This window comes from Paenibacillus sp. FSL R5-0407, from assembly GCF_038009185.1.
Lineage (GTDB): Bacteria > Bacillota > Bacilli > Paenibacillales > Paenibacillaceae > Fontibacillus > Fontibacillus vini.
On the sequence record NZ_JBBPAX010000001.1, the window covers coordinates 3,236,383 to 3,250,090 of the forward strand.

Genomic DNA, 13,708 nt, shown 5'->3' on the forward strand with positions numbered 1-13,708 from the left:
GGCTATTTCTGATCCAGCAATCGCTGTCCTCTTTCTTGCATGGAAGCTATAGCTTCATCAAGGGATTTGGCGCCCACGGTTACAGCCTTTAGTTCGGAGTTAATGATTCCTTCCATACCTGCAAAAAAGCCCTTCGGCGGAGCACTGTAGTATTCATGGGGCATCCATTTGTCCCTAGGTTTTAAAACGTAAAAAGCCTCCATCCTTTTCCCTTCAGGATTATAGATAAAATCCGTTCTTGTAGTCGGAACGAAACCGGACGTTTTTGACTTCATTTTTGCAAACTCTTCTCCATTCACGAACTTTATAAGTTCCCAAGCTGCCTGTTTTTGTTCAGAGTCAACATTTATACTTGTAATTCCACCAAAGTAATAGTAAGGTGAGGTGTCCCGACTTTTCTCATCAACTGGAGCAGATACTACATCCCAATTTAATTGGAACTTATCCCCCTTTTCCGCTTTGGCCCAGTTAATCTTGTTATTAATGTAATAATAATAATCCACAGTCATAGCACTAGTGCCGCTGATAAAAGGATCATATACTTCAAACTGGTCCATTTCGGGAATTACTACTGTTTTCGACATGTATGCATCCACTATAGTTTCAAATATCTTCTTATATGATGCAGAATTAATGGTCAGCTTCATATCTTTGATATTGATCATACTTAAGTCGCGGCTCCATGCCATATCATCAACAAAGGCAGAAAAATTCAACATGTATAAACCACTCACCCCATCACCTGAAGGAAAGCGTTTGGCCAATTGAATCATTTCCTCCCATGTCATTTGATCCTGTGGATAGGGTATTTTGTATTTATCAAATAAGTCTTTGTTATAGTAAATCGCTTTAGTTTGGAATTCTGGAGGAAGTCCATAGAGCTTGCCGCCCCCTATCAATCTAAGATAATCAACAAACTCCTGATGAACCCCTTCAAGGTTGAATTTATCATTCGAAAGCAAATTACTTAAATCATAGAGTTTATCTTGTTCAATAAGTTGTTCGTAATCTTGAACGGAATGTATGACTACATCCGGCTTTTCCTCATTCATTGTCTTCTCCAAGTTATCTCCAAAATAATTAATCACATTTATTTCAATATTCGGATACTTGGCCTTAAAGAAATCCCCGACTTCCGCCATAAATTGATCTTCACTTTCAATTGTCATAACCTTTAAAGTTGCCTTCATCTCCGGATCACTGGTATAACTTATTTGTTCTTTAGTATTTGAACAAGCTGTAATGAGTAATAAATTACCTAAAAATAATACAATTATATATATTTTCGCAAATTTCAACCCTTCCATCCCCCTTTACAGAGATTAAAGAAGTCTACCGTCTAAACGGCTGACGGTAGACTTCTTTAATTTAACAAGTTGTAGTACAATTGCAGATTGAGCAGCCGCTAGAATAATAAGAACAACGTTGTTTTCCACCTGAACAATTATCAGAAGACTGACAATAAGTATACAAATAAGCTCCAGAACACATATTTTTTCACCTCCTTTCAAGAAATTTATTTTTATAGTTAAGGCAAAATCACCTTAGCTAACTTAAGTAAAGAGCCTCAAAAGATCCACTTATTCATGAACAGCAGATTTAGCTAATCTTAGACCCTACGCAGAAACCCGCTCTTCTCCATGCTTGACCAACGCTTGTAGATGTTCTTCGTTGTTTATGATCCCCTTTGCTTTTATCAAGCCATCCGGGGAGACATAGTATCCAAACGGAACAAAGGGAGTTTGAAGATCCTTAAAATTCTCCACGTGAATAATCGGAACTTGAAGCTCATATTGCTTTATGGCTGCGTTTACCTCGTCCTCCGGTCCGGACATCATGAATAAATATTGGTATACAGGCATTTTCCTCTGCACATCATTGATGACCGAGTATAGCTTTTTGCAAGCCAGGCATTGGGATGAGGTTAAAAATATCAGCGTACCTAGCTTTCCATGTTCCTTAAGGCTGAGAGCTCTTCCATCCATAGGAATACGGCCGTTAAGAGGGAATTCTACTCCCTCAGGCAAACCCTCTTGCTGTTCATAAAGCATACTTCTGGTTGTGATGGCGCTCTTTAAAATGACGATCACACCGTAAGAGATCAAAATAACGATGGCCCATAAGAGCAAATACGAGATATCAAACATGTGCGGCATGCCGTTTCACGTCCTTTAATCAGATAATGTGTACTACTCCTGATAGAGCTTATGGTACTGTCTCAGCGTTAATCCCAATGTGTAGATGACCAGGATCCCTAGAGACGAGAGCACTAGTGTGGATATTTCATTGAAAGATGCTATAGTTAGCGTGGAAGAGAATGGTGCTACTAGGAGATAGATGCTCAAGAGAAAGAGGACGAGATGTCTTGTATGCAGCCACATACCAAACCTTTCCGATATAAGTCCGCCAAACCACTGGTAGGTTACCATTCTGCCCTTGGCTCGCCAGCCTGCCCACGCAAAAGAGCTGAGCAGAAGCAGAGCAAGCACCGCGCCATACCGCAACGTAATGGGGAACAGCAACAGAACACAAACAACTAATTCGAAAAGAGGAATGGCTACTACGACATTTCTTGCCCAAAAAGGCGTAATTCTAAGCTGCCTTAATGTGACTCTGAAGGAAGATAATTTGCTAAATTTAGCTGCGGAAGACACGGCAAATAGAACGCTTACAAATACTTGAATAAAAACAAACCATTCCATTTTTTAATCTCAACTCCTAATCTCGTATTCATTTCTCTTAAACAGGCCAATTTGCGCAATCGTTTGCATTTTTGCCAATAGAAGATGTTTCCTTATTAAATCTATGGAATCCGAAAAATCCGACTGGTGATTTATCTAAGAAAGTATTACCGAGGGGGTCTAACAAGGTGTGATCCAACTTCGCTAAGTTAAATGCAAGCGTTTGCTCAAACGAGCGAAATGATCTCATTTAATATGTATTAAGAGGTGATATGATCCTTAGATGTTATAAGTTACCATTTATCTTGATTATATCCTCCTTTCTATTGGTGTCAATTACTTTTTTTTGAAGTATTTACACGAATCCCAAAAAAACCTTCACTCTTCACTAAAAAGGCCCACCAGCAAAACTGGTCGGCCTTCCAAATTGCTTATTGCCTTCTACCCGCGATTCACCGAAGTGGCATATAGCCAAGCCGGTCCAACTCTTGTGCAATGACGCGGTAACCGCGGCTGTTCGGATGGACCCCGTCCAGAAAAAGCAGTTCTCTTTCGTTTCCCTCGAACGCCGGATAAATGTTCGCTACACGATAATTGGGTCCGCCCAGTGTGGTAAGAAACGCGTTATACTGGCGCGCATATATCCCCGCCTCTCTGATATTCGGAAACGGATTGTACACGCCAACCATCCGAATGATAAATGGCTTCCGCTGCGGTGATTTGATTTGATACAGGTTATATACGATTTGGCGCACATTTCCTTTCGTGCGGTTCAACACTTGAGGTATCTGAGAACCTTGCAATCCAGATCCGTCGGCAATAGCCTTGGTATAGGGCCTAAGGTCATTCGCGCCAATGGATACGGTGATGATATCGGCCCGCCGAAGCGCCGCCCGCATTCGCGGATCACTCTGGACCATCGGCAGCAACTTTTGCGAGGTGAGCCCGTTCACCCCTAAATTTTCATATCCTACAGAGGTACGGAGGCGACTCTCCGCCATACGCCGATAAGCAGGCGCAAATCCGCCGCTCAACCAGGCTCCCGCGCCTGTCGTTAATGAATCCCCAATGGCCGTGTAATGGTAACCCATTGCAACACCTCCTCCGCTCATCAATTCCGGTATCTAATATAGTATGAAAAAAATACGGGACAGGATCGGGAGATTCGCGTATTCTTGGTTGGGACTTCCATTCGGTTAAGAACACAAAAAAACGCCCGCAGTGATCTGCGGGCGGTAAAACTACAATTTTCGATTATTCGTAGCTGAGTTCCGGATAGATAGGGAATTTATCGGTCAATTCGGACACTTGTTGACGGGCTTTAGCCAAGCTCGCTTCATCCTTGGAATTCTTCAAGACAAGCGCGATAACCTGACCGATCGTCTTCATCGCTTCCTGATCCATGCCCCGGGACGTAACGGCCGGAGTACCGATGCGGATACCGCTGGTTACGAACGGACTGGTCGGATCGAATGGAATGGCATTCTTGTTCACGGTGATGCCGATGGAATCAAGCACATGCTCGGCGTCCTTGCCCGTGATGTTCAGATTGCGGGTGTCGATAAGCATCAAGTGGTTATCCGTACCGCCGGATACCAGGTTCAAGCCTTCGGAAACCAATGTTTCCGACAGCACCTTGGCGTTCTTCACAACATTTTCCGCATACGTTTTGAAGGAAGGCTCCAACGCTTCACCCAAAGCAACGGCTTTGGAAGCAATGACATGCATCAACGGTCCACCTTGCGTTCCAGGGAACACGGCCTTGTCGATAGCAGCGGCCCATGGCTGACGGCAAAGGATCATGCCGCCGCGCGGTCCGCGCAGCGTTTTGTGCGTCGTTGTCGTTACGAAGTGCGCATGCGGCACTGGATTTGGATGCAATCCAGCGGCAACGAGTCCGGCGATATGAGCCATATCGACCATGAACAGGGCACCTACATCGTTAGCGATAGAGGCCAGCTTTTCGAAATCGATGATGCGCGGATAAGCACTGGCACCAGCTACGATCATTTTAGGGCGATGTTTGAAGGCAGCTTTGCGAACTTCATCGTAATCGATAAGAAAAGAATCCTCTTGAACTCCGTAAGCCACGAAGTTATAGAACAAGCCGGAAGCATTGACCGGACTGCCGTGCGTAAGGTGACCGCCATGGGCCAGGTTCATCCCGAGAACGGTATCCCCAGGCTTCAAAGCCGTAAGGTAAACGGCCAGGTTCGCTTGAGCGCCGGAGTGAGGCTGTACGTTAGCATGCTCGGCACCAAACAGTTCCTTCGCACGATCGCGCGCGATATTTTCCACGATATCGACATGCTCGCAGCCGCCATAGTAGCGTTTGCCGGGATATCCTTCCGCATATTTGTTTGTCAATACGGAGCCCATAGCTTCCATAACTGCTTCGCTGACAATGTTCTCGGATGCGATCAGTTCAATGTTGTTCCGTTGACGTTTGAGCTCCAGATTCATCGCTTCCAGTACCGCCGGGTCTTGCTTTCTCAATTGATCCATGTTTCTTAGTCCTCCTATGCTAAAATAATTAATCACTTAGTCACATAACCGTGAATCCTGACTTTGCGGCAGCGTGTACACGGCGCGTTCCCCGCCGATCAGCTTCGGGCGGCTCCAGGCTGCGTTCACCCGGGCTTTGCCTACGTACCGCAGGGTCGGCCGAAATGGCACGGCCACTCGGCGCAAATGCATGCCGATCAGCGTCTCGCCGATGTCGAGCCCGGCATGGGCCTCCAAGCTCTCGGCCAGGCAAGGCTCGATGAACCGCTTATAAGCGGTTGCCGCCATGGAACCTCCAGCTTTCGGCACCGGAACAGCGGCCACTTCCGTAAGCCCCAAACGTTCCAATACCTGCCGCTCCACAACAAGCGCCCGGTTCAAATGCTCGCAGCATTGAAAAGCGACATCGAACCCGTGTCTTTGTCGAACCTCATCAATGCCAGCGAACAGCTCTGCGGCGATGTTCTCCGCACCGCCTGTGCCGATTCGGACCCCCGCCACTTCGCTAGTACTGACACCGATAACCAACAGACGCCCGGGCTTCAGCCCTGCGGCTCCCGCTAACTCTTCCAAAATTTCCGCGACTTGCCCTCGGATATCTCCAAGCTCTGCCGTTTCCATGTTCGCCTGCTCCTTTCACTCCGAAGATGCCTCTGTCTCGATAAAACAAACTATCTTTATTATACCTAAAACCTCAGGCATATTAACGACAAACTTCGAGCAAGTCATACAAAGAGAGAATAAATTCAACCTTTAGAGTAAATAGGCGGCAAGGGACGGCATACAAGAAAGCAGATTTACGACGAAAAAGAGCATGACGCGAGACAGCGTCGTGCTCTTTGCCCAGGCGACCGGCCGTATGTTCCGATGCTCCACCGTGGTTTGATCCACTTTCGTCGCCAGTCACATCGGATCTTCATTACTAGCTTTAGAATAAAACATAAGCGGAACAAATGCAACCGGGTTTTACCCGGAAGCTCTGCCGCCAAACCGATCCTGCTCCAGTTTGTCCAGTATTTTCATCAAAGCGTTACGGATTTCCGCCGCCGTCCGGTCGTATTCCCCGCGAGATCCTCCGAATGGATCGGAAATGTCATAACCCGGCATCCGCTGCAGCAACTCGGCGAAACGTCGCTGCGCCGCCTCATCCGGCTTCTTGCCCAGTGCCCGGTCCAATTCCAGATCGGCCGCAAGCCGCTGGAGTTCTTCTCTCTCGGCTAAGACCGCCGGGTCGTCTTGGGCGTATTCTTTTAGCGTATATATTTTATCGGCCGCCTCAGGGAATGTATAGATGATTTGCCGCTTGTGACTCTCGGTCAATGCCAAGATCAAATCGGCCCACTCTACCAATTCCTCATGCAGCGGTGTCGATAGAATACGATCTCCAATGCCTTGTTCCCGAAGTACGGCCTCCGCATGATGCGATATTGACATTCCTTTGGCCGCGGCAACTCCCGCAGAGCGTACCTCCACTTCCAAGCTGCGCTCCCGAGCCAATTTGCGCATCATCCCTTCCGCCATGGGACTCCGGCAAGTGTTGCCCGTACAGACAAACAAAATTCGCATTTTCAGTCACCTCCGCAAGGATGCCATTACTGTTATCCCTAATCATTGCTATTGTATCAAAAGATAAACATGAGGCCAAACGCAAGCAAAATCGCTCCTCCCGCAGCCTCCCCGTAATCGCCGAGACTCCGGCCTACGCTCCGTCCCAGAGCCAAGCCCATTATGGACATTAGTCCGCCGAAGAAACCGAATGCAAGCACCGTGATCAACAGATCACTATGAAACATCCCTAAAGATACTCCAACGGAAAAAGAATCAATACTGACGCTAAGCGAAAATAGAAGAACTCCCCACAAGGTGCGATGATTGATCGAATGAGAACCGCTGCCTTTGACTGAACTATAAATCATATGAGCGCCAAGCAGCAGGAGCAACCCGCCGGAGACATAACGGGCAAGATGCCCGAGCAGTACTCCCACATATTGACCGGCAAAAATCCCGGTGAGCGGCATAAGGACATGAAAAAGAGCTACGGCCGAACCGATGCGGATGGCATCGTTGCGCCGTACCCCTTTCATACCGATACCGATCCCCAAGGAAAAGGCGTCCATCCCCAAGGCAACCGCCATAAGCAAAATGGTCATCAATTCCCCCAGCCGCACAAATGCCTCTGTCATACGTTCACTCCTCCATGTCCGAAAACTTCTTGTACAACCATATGCGGACAAGAAGTGTTTCATGACATGGGGTGATCATCTGCAATGTTCAAAGAGTCAGAACTACCTCTACTGTTATTCTTCCTCGCCGGGTTCCAGGATGCCGGCCTCCAAGTAGTTGATGTATTGTCTAAGCTTATTGGCCGAGGCCCAGCTGATATCCCCTTGCTCAAACATCGACTGCACCTCATTGCGCTGGGCCTGAATGCCTTTGATGCGCAGTTCGTTTTTATGCTGGTTAAACACATCTTCATCTTCAATAGCGCCCATCGCCCCCGAATGTCCCTGTAGGCGCTTGATTAAATCCTTATACTGGGCTATTACCAAAATCGATTCCCGCCGATTCTCCTCATTGACTTGTGCCTCGACGGCTTCAAGCGCAGCTATGGAGGTCCGAAGTCTTGTCGCCTTCAGCTGTTCCATCGTTTCCGGTGGGAGGTCCAACGTTTTTCGTTTTAGAAACTGCTTCGTAAACAGGCGGCGAATCCGAAAGAGCGATACAAGTACCTGCATCTTGAACCGGCCTGACATGACCATCTCCATTTGATTCATGACCTCTTGGATTTTGGACGCCAGTTCCCCGGTAATTTCACCGCGGTCCAGCATATTTTGGATTTCCCGCCGTTCCGCTTGCAGCCCCGCAAGCCTTAGCTTCATCATTGCATTGTTCCTTTTCCGGTCGGACCATTCTTGCCCCCGCCCGTTTTGCAGCTGAATCAGTTGGCGGTGATAGCTCCCGAGTACGGATCTCGCCGCAGCTTCATTCTCCTCCCCGGTTGCCTCCTTGATCGCCTTGATTCCGGCTTGGATCATGGATATCCGGGCTTCCTGTTCGCGTTCGGCGACAGGATCGGCGCCTTCCTCAGGCCGTTTGGAGAGCAGCGGCAGCACCACGCTGGCAATAATCAGCGAGCACAGAATAACGCCGGCCGCCAGAAATATAATTAAATCCCGTTCAGGGAACGGACTTCCATCCTGAAGAAAATAAGGAATGGAGAACGCCGCAGCCAACGTGACCGCACCCCGGACGCCCGACAGGGATATGAGCACAGAGGACATTAGCTTCGGTCTACCCATGCTTTCCCCGCTGCCAAGCAGCCAAGAGCCTTCCCAGAATAAATACACCCATATAAATCTAAGCACGATCAGCCCCAAAGAAATCAGGCCAATAAATCCAAGCACCTGCAAATTGCTGTAATCCGGGCTTTGAAATATCGTTTCTGTCGCGCCTGGGATCTGCAGACCTAAAATGACGAATACGAGGCCATTTAAAATATACAGGATCACGGACCAGGTATTCTGCGATACCATCCGGAGTTCAGCCTGCATCGATTCGTTGCGGTCCCGTTCGATCGCATGGACGATCCCTCCGGCCACGACAGCCAAAATTCCGGAAAATCCAAGCTCCTCCGTCACCAGATAAATCACGAATGGCGTCAAGATCTGGATCAGCATATGTATCGTAACGTCCTCCATACCAAGCCGCCGGATGAACACCCGCAGCCATACGATCAAAAAGGCGACGATAGCACCGCAAATCAATCCGCCGATCGCGATCCATAGGAAACTGAGCGTAGCTTCGGTAATTGAAAATACCCCGGTGACCGTTGCCGCCACCGCAAATTTAAATGCAACCAGCCCCGAAGCGTCGTTCATTAACGACTCTCCTTCGAGCAGCCGCATAATGCCTTTAGGGAGATGGATTCTTCCCGCCAAGGCACTTACGGCCACAGCATCCGTCGGAGATAAAATGGCGGCGAGCGCAAAGGCCGCTGGCAGCGGAATACTCGGAATAAGCCAATGAATCAGATATCCGCCCGCAAATACGGTGACAAACACCAAGCCAAGCGCGAGGAGCAGGATAGGGGCCCTCAGGTCCCACAGCTCCTCCCGAGGCGTCCGCTTCCCGTCATTATAGAGCAGCGGGGCGATAAACAGCAGTAAGAACAGCTCGGAATTCAACGGCAAATGAATGCCGATCGGCAGCAATGCCACCAAAGTACCGAGAATAATCTGTAAAAGGGGGACCGGCACAAACGGAATGAACCGGTTCAGTACATTCGATACTCCAATCAATACAAGCATAATGAGTACGATTTCAAAAATTTCCAAAATACAGTTCCCCCTGCCGAAGTAAATATCAGTCGTGTTCGTCCCCGAATAAATCCATCTGTTTCGGAGGCAGTCCCGCCGTTTTCAGACCTAGAAGACTCATCATCTCCATCGCGTTTGGAGCGGCATCACCGCCGGAATTGTTATTAAAAATCATGCAAACTTCCTCGGTGCCCTTCTTTTCGAGGATGTCCAGCTTGTCCCGCCAATCCTCCAGCTCCTCCCGGTTATACCGGTAGAGATTGCGGACTTCCCGCCAATTCGGCGCACTCCCCTGCAGCCAGCCGCCCGTATTGCGCCCATGAAGCCGGACGATCGTCAATTCGGAATTTGTCGGCTCCAGGACTGCCGGGACAGAGCCCTGCCCGACCTGCGGTTCATCACAAATTATGTGAATCCAGCCCTCCTGCTTCATAAAAGAGAGCGTGTCCTCACGAACATTCGGTGCATACCAGCTCTGGTTCCGAAACTCTAAGGCCAGCGGCAAGGAACCCATCCACTTCTTTACAGCGCGAAGCTGCCGCACATTGTCCGGACTGCAATCAAACCAAGGGGGAAATTGAAACATCACGGCTTTCAGACGGCCCGACTCCACGACCGGCCGAATCGAATCGAGATAGGCTTGGAACATCTCCCCCGGTCCTCCGTAAGGATTCTTTCCCCTATTATGCCCGGTCATTCCCCGAAATGCCTTTAATATAAAAGTAAAATGCGGAGGCGTTTCTTCAAGCCACCGCCGGTAAGTATGTTCACCAAGCACAGCGTAGAAGGAACTGTCTACTTCCACGACCGGAAAATGCCTGGCGTACAGCGCCAGCTTCGCTTTTGCCGGAGTCCCGGGAGGATACAGCTCCTCATGGTCTCCCCATCCGGTTAAACCAATTGTAATCATAGTACCCCGCCTTTCCTTAGGGAATAAGGTCAGATCACCTTATAGAGTTTGTTCTCTTACACATAGATTACCTGTTGGCCCGCCGCTTTAAGCAGGCGGTTCATCACGGCGGCGCCGAGTCCCTCCTGCGGACAGGACTCGGCCATAATAAAGGTGACGCCGCTGTCGTCAAAGCGGCGGAGCGCCGCGTAGAGACGATGCGCAGCCGTCTCCAGCGCCGTTAGGCTGCCGAGCGATAGCACGCAGTCGGCGCGGTAGAACGGGAGATGCTCGTCGAAGGCGAGCACGCCCGTTATCTCCCCGCGCGCCCGGGCCGCGTCGAGCTCGGCCTGGATGCGGTCCGCCACCCGCTCGGGGGCGGACCCGGACACTACACGCAGCGCACCGCGGGGTGCGTAGTGCGTGTACTTCATGCCAGGCGAGCGAGGCGCCGGCATGTCCTTGGCTTCGCTGTCGCCGCCAGCGCTTTGCAGGGCGGCGTCCAGCCGCACGCCGCCCGCGGCATGGCGGGCGAGCTGCTCGACCGTGATTCCGCCGGGGCGGAGCACGGTCACAACCCCGTCGTCGCCGGCCTCGACCACTGTCGACTCCACGCCCACCCCGGTGGGCCCGCCGTCGACAATGCCGTCGATGCGGCCGGCAAGATCATCGCCCACGTGGCTCGCCAACGTGGGGCTCGGCCGCCCGGACCGGTTGGCGCTCGGCGCCGCCACCGGGCAGCCCGCTGCGGCAATGATCCGCAGCGCGATATCGTGGGCCGGCATGCGCACGGCCACCGTGTCCAGCCCCGCCGTCACGCGAGGCGAGACGGCGCCGGGGGCCGCTGGCAGCACCAGCGTCAGCGGCCCCGGCCAGAATGCCTCCATGAGACGGCGCCCCGTCTCGTTCACCGCGGTGACGAGACCGTCCAATTGGCTCATGTCCGCGATGTGTACGATCAGCGGATTGTCGGACGGCCGCCCTTTGGCGGCAAATATCGCCTCCACCGCCTCCGTGTTGCGGGCATCCGCTCCGAGTCCGTACACCGTCTCCGTCGGAAAAGCCACCGTTCCGCCCGCCGCAAGCACCTCTCCCGCTTCGGCCAACGATTGTTCAGCGGCAATAACCTTTGAATCCTCTAAAACATTAGCACCCTGGCCAGCTTCATCATTCACCAAGGCAGTCACATCCCATAAACGGGTAGAACGTCTATTTTCAAAACCTGCATCTTCCATCATCTTGTCTCCCATAACAGTTGATCATCCCAAACTTTTCAAAGATATACTCTCTATTATAACAACCCTCACTTAAAGTTAGCCACCTTCAGCAGAGCCGCCCTTCTCAGATTCAACACAACAGTCGCGCCTTCATCCCCTTAACATCCGCTCCAGATCCTCCCGGACCACTCCCCATCTCCCCCCAATATAAAAGAACCGCACAGGCTATCCCCGCACGGTTCATTTCACAAAGATTTCTTATGAGAACAAGCCCACGATCCAGTTCCACAGCTTCACCAGCATATCCCACAAAAAGAACCGAACTTCCGTCTCCTCCGGGTCAACCTGATTAACCCCCTCGGCACCAGGACCTGTCTGGGACGACGCTGTCTTCACTTCGCCTTTACCGGACGATGTTTGCTTAGCAGACTTCGCGTCCGCCCCGGCCTTTCCCTTGTCCGCTTTGCTTTGCAACGCATCCCCGCTGCCGGCATCCACAAAACATAACGGCGGGAACAACACACACCACCAGTTCTTGCCCTTTCCTTCTCCGAGCGTTACCCGCAACGCCTCATAATCACCCGCCGGGTACACGGCACTGCCGTACATTTTTGTCGGAAAAGGCACCACCGCCAACTCGACCTTGTAACTATATTTTTTGCCGCTACCGGCCAGCGTCTTCCCTACCAGGCCTTCAATTTCATCCATATGATCACGAATGACGCCGCGCGCCGCATCCAAACTTTGCGGATTATCCAGCTCGGTCACCCAACCGTCGATCTGCTTAATCACCGCATCCCTTACGCGGCGTTTAACGACCTGATCCCCCGCTTTATCCGAATTGGCCAAAATCCGCAACCGGATCGACTCCTGAGGAATCCGACCTTCGGCTGCTGCCGAATCTATTTTTTGTCCCTCCCAGGACATCATCAATATCATAATACTAAATATAATAAGAGCTACTGTTTTGCCTCTGCTCGTTTCCGTTCCCTTGCCATTCCCATTCCCAGCTTCCCGCATCGTCGCTACTCCCTTCTCCATCCCCTGATGTCTATCAGTATGTCCGGTTAAAAGAGAGCTAAACCTATTAATCTATTAAAAATTTATTAACCATAACCTTACTCATATCTTTACTCATAACCTTTATACGCAACCCTTTCTTCTATCCATTCATTACAATTCATTCCTTACTCTAAACTGCTCCATTAAATGAAGCAGCGGCAGAACAAGACTCAATAATTGAAGTCTTAAACTGCCGCTGTTGTTGTTTAACTAATGTTACCTGTTAGTTCAATGAAAAAGTAGTCATATTGGGGGCTACTCGCTACTCTGCTCAAGTACGCTGTTCGGTTAAATACGTCCCGTTTATTTTAATTTTCTGCGTAACGTGCCTGGAGCTTTTGTTTGTGCGATTTTAGGATATCCTCAAGCGATATATCATATTTATTTGCGATCACAATGAGATTTCCTAAAACATCTCCAAGTTCTTCCGTTAATTCGGTTTTATTTTCTTGAAATGTGCCTGCAACCTCATCCGGACGATCCCTGCCAATCTCTAATGCACGAATTGCACGAGCTACTTCCCCGGTTTCCTCAGCAAGAAAACCAATACGGACAAATATATCTAAGTCTGACCAGTTGCGATTCTTGTAATATTCCTTCACCCATTGTTGAAATTCAATAATATCCATGTTTCCCTCCAACATACCAAGATTGCTCTATCTCAAACAATTTCATCGATTGTTCCCCCGGCCTCCCTACCTGGGGCAATTCAATCAACACGCTTCACATTTCACCGTCCTCCCGAGGTAGACAAATCGTCAAAATGTCCACCTAAAAGTGGACATTACGCACATTTACGCGCCCACCAACAATCACCAACATCTAGTATATCAAAAATCCTAACTCACTATATATAGAATCAACAATCCGAGGCGAGGTATATCTCTTCCGGTGAAGAGTGTCCACTATTTGAAAGACAAATCTTCATATTTTTCCACCGTGGGAGGACACAAGTACTCCATTGAATTTGGACTCCGTTTTTGGAATCCGCCCGTTTCCAGGTTCGATTCTTTTTTTCTAAGGATGTAATAATAAACA

13 protein-coding genes and 1 riboswitch are annotated in these 13,708 nt (G+C 49.8%); all 13 genes read right to left on the reverse strand.

The features are described from left to right. Positions 1 to 2 precede the first annotated feature (2 nt). A complete protein-coding gene (locus NYE70_RS15500; RefSeq protein WP_341046767.1) occupies positions 3 to 1,298 on the reverse strand; it encodes an ABC transporter substrate-binding protein in 1,296 nt (431 codons plus the stop codon). Between the two features lie 318 nt (positions 1,299 to 1,616). Continuing rightward, complete coding sequence (locus NYE70_RS15505) at positions 1,617 to 2,156, reverse strand: hypothetical protein (RefSeq protein WP_213653687.1); 540 nt, start codon at positions 2,154 to 2,156, stop codon at positions 1,617 to 1,619. Positions 2,157 to 2,189: 33 nt separating this feature from the next. After that, positions 2,190 to 2,702: a MauE/DoxX family redox-associated membrane protein gene (locus NYE70_RS15510; protein WP_341046768.1), complete on the reverse strand. Its 513-nt coding sequence runs from the start codon at positions 2,700 to 2,702 to the stop codon at positions 2,190 to 2,192. A 431-nt stretch (positions 2,703 to 3,133) separates the two neighbouring features. After that, positions 3,134 to 3,772, reverse strand: coding sequence for an SGNH/GDSL hydrolase family protein (locus NYE70_RS15515; protein WP_290405494.1), 639 nt, complete (start codon positions 3,770 to 3,772; stop codon positions 3,134 to 3,136). A 163-nt stretch (positions 3,773 to 3,935) separates the two neighbouring features. Further along, positions 3,936 to 5,186, reverse strand: coding sequence for a serine hydroxymethyltransferase (gene glyA / locus NYE70_RS15520; protein WP_211022683.1), 1,251 nt, complete (start codon positions 5,184 to 5,186; stop codon positions 3,936 to 3,938). Positions 5,187 to 5,222: 36 nt separating this feature from the next. Then, a complete protein-coding gene (locus NYE70_RS15525; protein ID WP_290405493.1) occupies positions 5,223 to 5,807 on the reverse strand; it encodes a TIGR01440 family protein in 585 nt (194 codons plus the stop codon). A gap of 213 nt (positions 5,808 to 6,020) precedes the next feature. Beyond that, a riboswitch (ZMP/ZTP riboswitch) is annotated at positions 6,021 to 6,103 on the reverse strand. Between the two features lie 49 nt (positions 6,104 to 6,152). Continuing rightward, positions 6,153 to 6,752, reverse strand: a complete 600-nt coding sequence (locus NYE70_RS15530; RefSeq protein ID WP_341046775.1) for a low molecular weight protein arginine phosphatase — start codon at positions 6,750 to 6,752, stop codon at positions 6,153 to 6,155. Positions 6,753 to 6,808: 56 nt separating this feature from the next. Next, positions 6,809 to 7,369: a manganese efflux pump MntP gene (locus NYE70_RS15535; protein WP_290405491.1), complete on the reverse strand. Its 561-nt coding sequence runs from the start codon at positions 7,367 to 7,369 to the stop codon at positions 6,809 to 6,811. 114 nt (positions 7,370 to 7,483) lie between these two features. Beyond that, the gene (locus NYE70_RS15540; RefSeq protein ID WP_290405490.1) at positions 7,484 to 9,520 is read right to left on the reverse strand and encodes a Na+/H+ antiporter; all 2,037 of its coding nucleotides are present in this window, start codon (positions 9,518 to 9,520) and stop codon (positions 7,484 to 7,486) included. Positions 9,521 to 9,548: 28 nt separating this feature from the next. Beyond that, positions 9,549 to 10,412 (reverse strand): DUF72 domain-containing protein, encoded by an 864-nt coding sequence (locus NYE70_RS15545; RefSeq protein WP_290405489.1) that lies wholly within the window; start codon positions 10,410 to 10,412, stop codon positions 9,549 to 9,551. A gap of 56 nt (positions 10,413 to 10,468) precedes the next feature. Beyond that, entirely contained in the window at positions 10,469 to 11,641 is a 1,173-nt protein-coding gene (locus NYE70_RS15550; RefSeq protein ID WP_341046778.1) for an L-threonylcarbamoyladenylate synthase, read from the reverse strand. Between the two features lie 225 nt (positions 11,642 to 11,866). Next, positions 11,867 to 12,547, reverse strand: a complete 681-nt coding sequence (gene spoIIR / locus NYE70_RS15555) for a stage II sporulation protein R (RefSeq protein WP_247681854.1) — start codon at positions 12,545 to 12,547, stop codon at positions 11,867 to 11,869. A gap of 431 nt (positions 12,548 to 12,978) precedes the next feature. After that, positions 12,979 to 13,299 (reverse strand): MazG nucleotide pyrophosphohydrolase domain-containing protein, encoded by a 321-nt coding sequence (locus NYE70_RS15560; RefSeq protein ID WP_213653681.1) that lies wholly within the window; start codon positions 13,297 to 13,299, stop codon positions 12,979 to 12,981. Positions 13,300 to 13,708 lie beyond the last annotated feature (409 nt).

Coding starts and splice junctions, on each gene's coding strand:
- NYE70_RS15505 (WP_213653687.1), bottom strand. CDS start 2,156: ATGCCGCACATGTTTGATATCTCGTATTTGCTCTTATGGGCCATCGTT.
- NYE70_RS15510 (WP_341046768.1), bottom strand. CDS start 2,702: ATGGAATGGTTTGTTTTTATTCAAGTATTTGTAAGCGTTCTATTTGCC.
- NYE70_RS15515 (WP_290405494.1), bottom strand. CDS start 3,772: ATGGGTTACCATTACACGGCCATTGGGGATTCATTAACGACAGGCGCG.
- glyA (WP_211022683.1), bottom strand. CDS start 5,186: ATGGATCAATTGAGAAAGCAAGACCCGGCGGTACTGGAAGCGATGAAT.
- NYE70_RS15525 (WP_290405493.1), bottom strand. CDS start 5,807: ATGGAAACGGCAGAGCTTGGAGATATCCGAGGGCAAGTCGCGGAAATT.
- NYE70_RS15530 (WP_341046775.1), bottom strand. CDS start 6,752: ATGCGAATTTTGTTTGTCTGTACGGGCAACACTTGCCGGAGTCCCATG.
- NYE70_RS15535 (WP_290405491.1), bottom strand. CDS start 7,369: ATGACAGAGGCATTTGTGCGGCTGGGGGAATTGATGACCATTTTGCTT.
- NYE70_RS15545 (WP_290405489.1), bottom strand. CDS start 10,412: ATGATTACAATTGGTTTAACCGGATGGGGAGACCATGAGGAGCTGTAT.
- NYE70_RS15550 (WP_341046778.1), bottom strand. CDS start 11,641: ATGGGAGACAAGATGATGGAAGATGCAGGTTTTGAAAATAGACGTTCT.
- spoIIR (WP_247681854.1), bottom strand. CDS start 12,547: ATGATATTGATGATGTCCTGGGAGGGACAAAAAATAGATTCGGCAGCA.
- NYE70_RS15560 (WP_213653681.1), bottom strand. CDS start 13,299: ATGGATATTATTGAATTTCAACAATGGGTGAAGGAATATTACAAGAAT.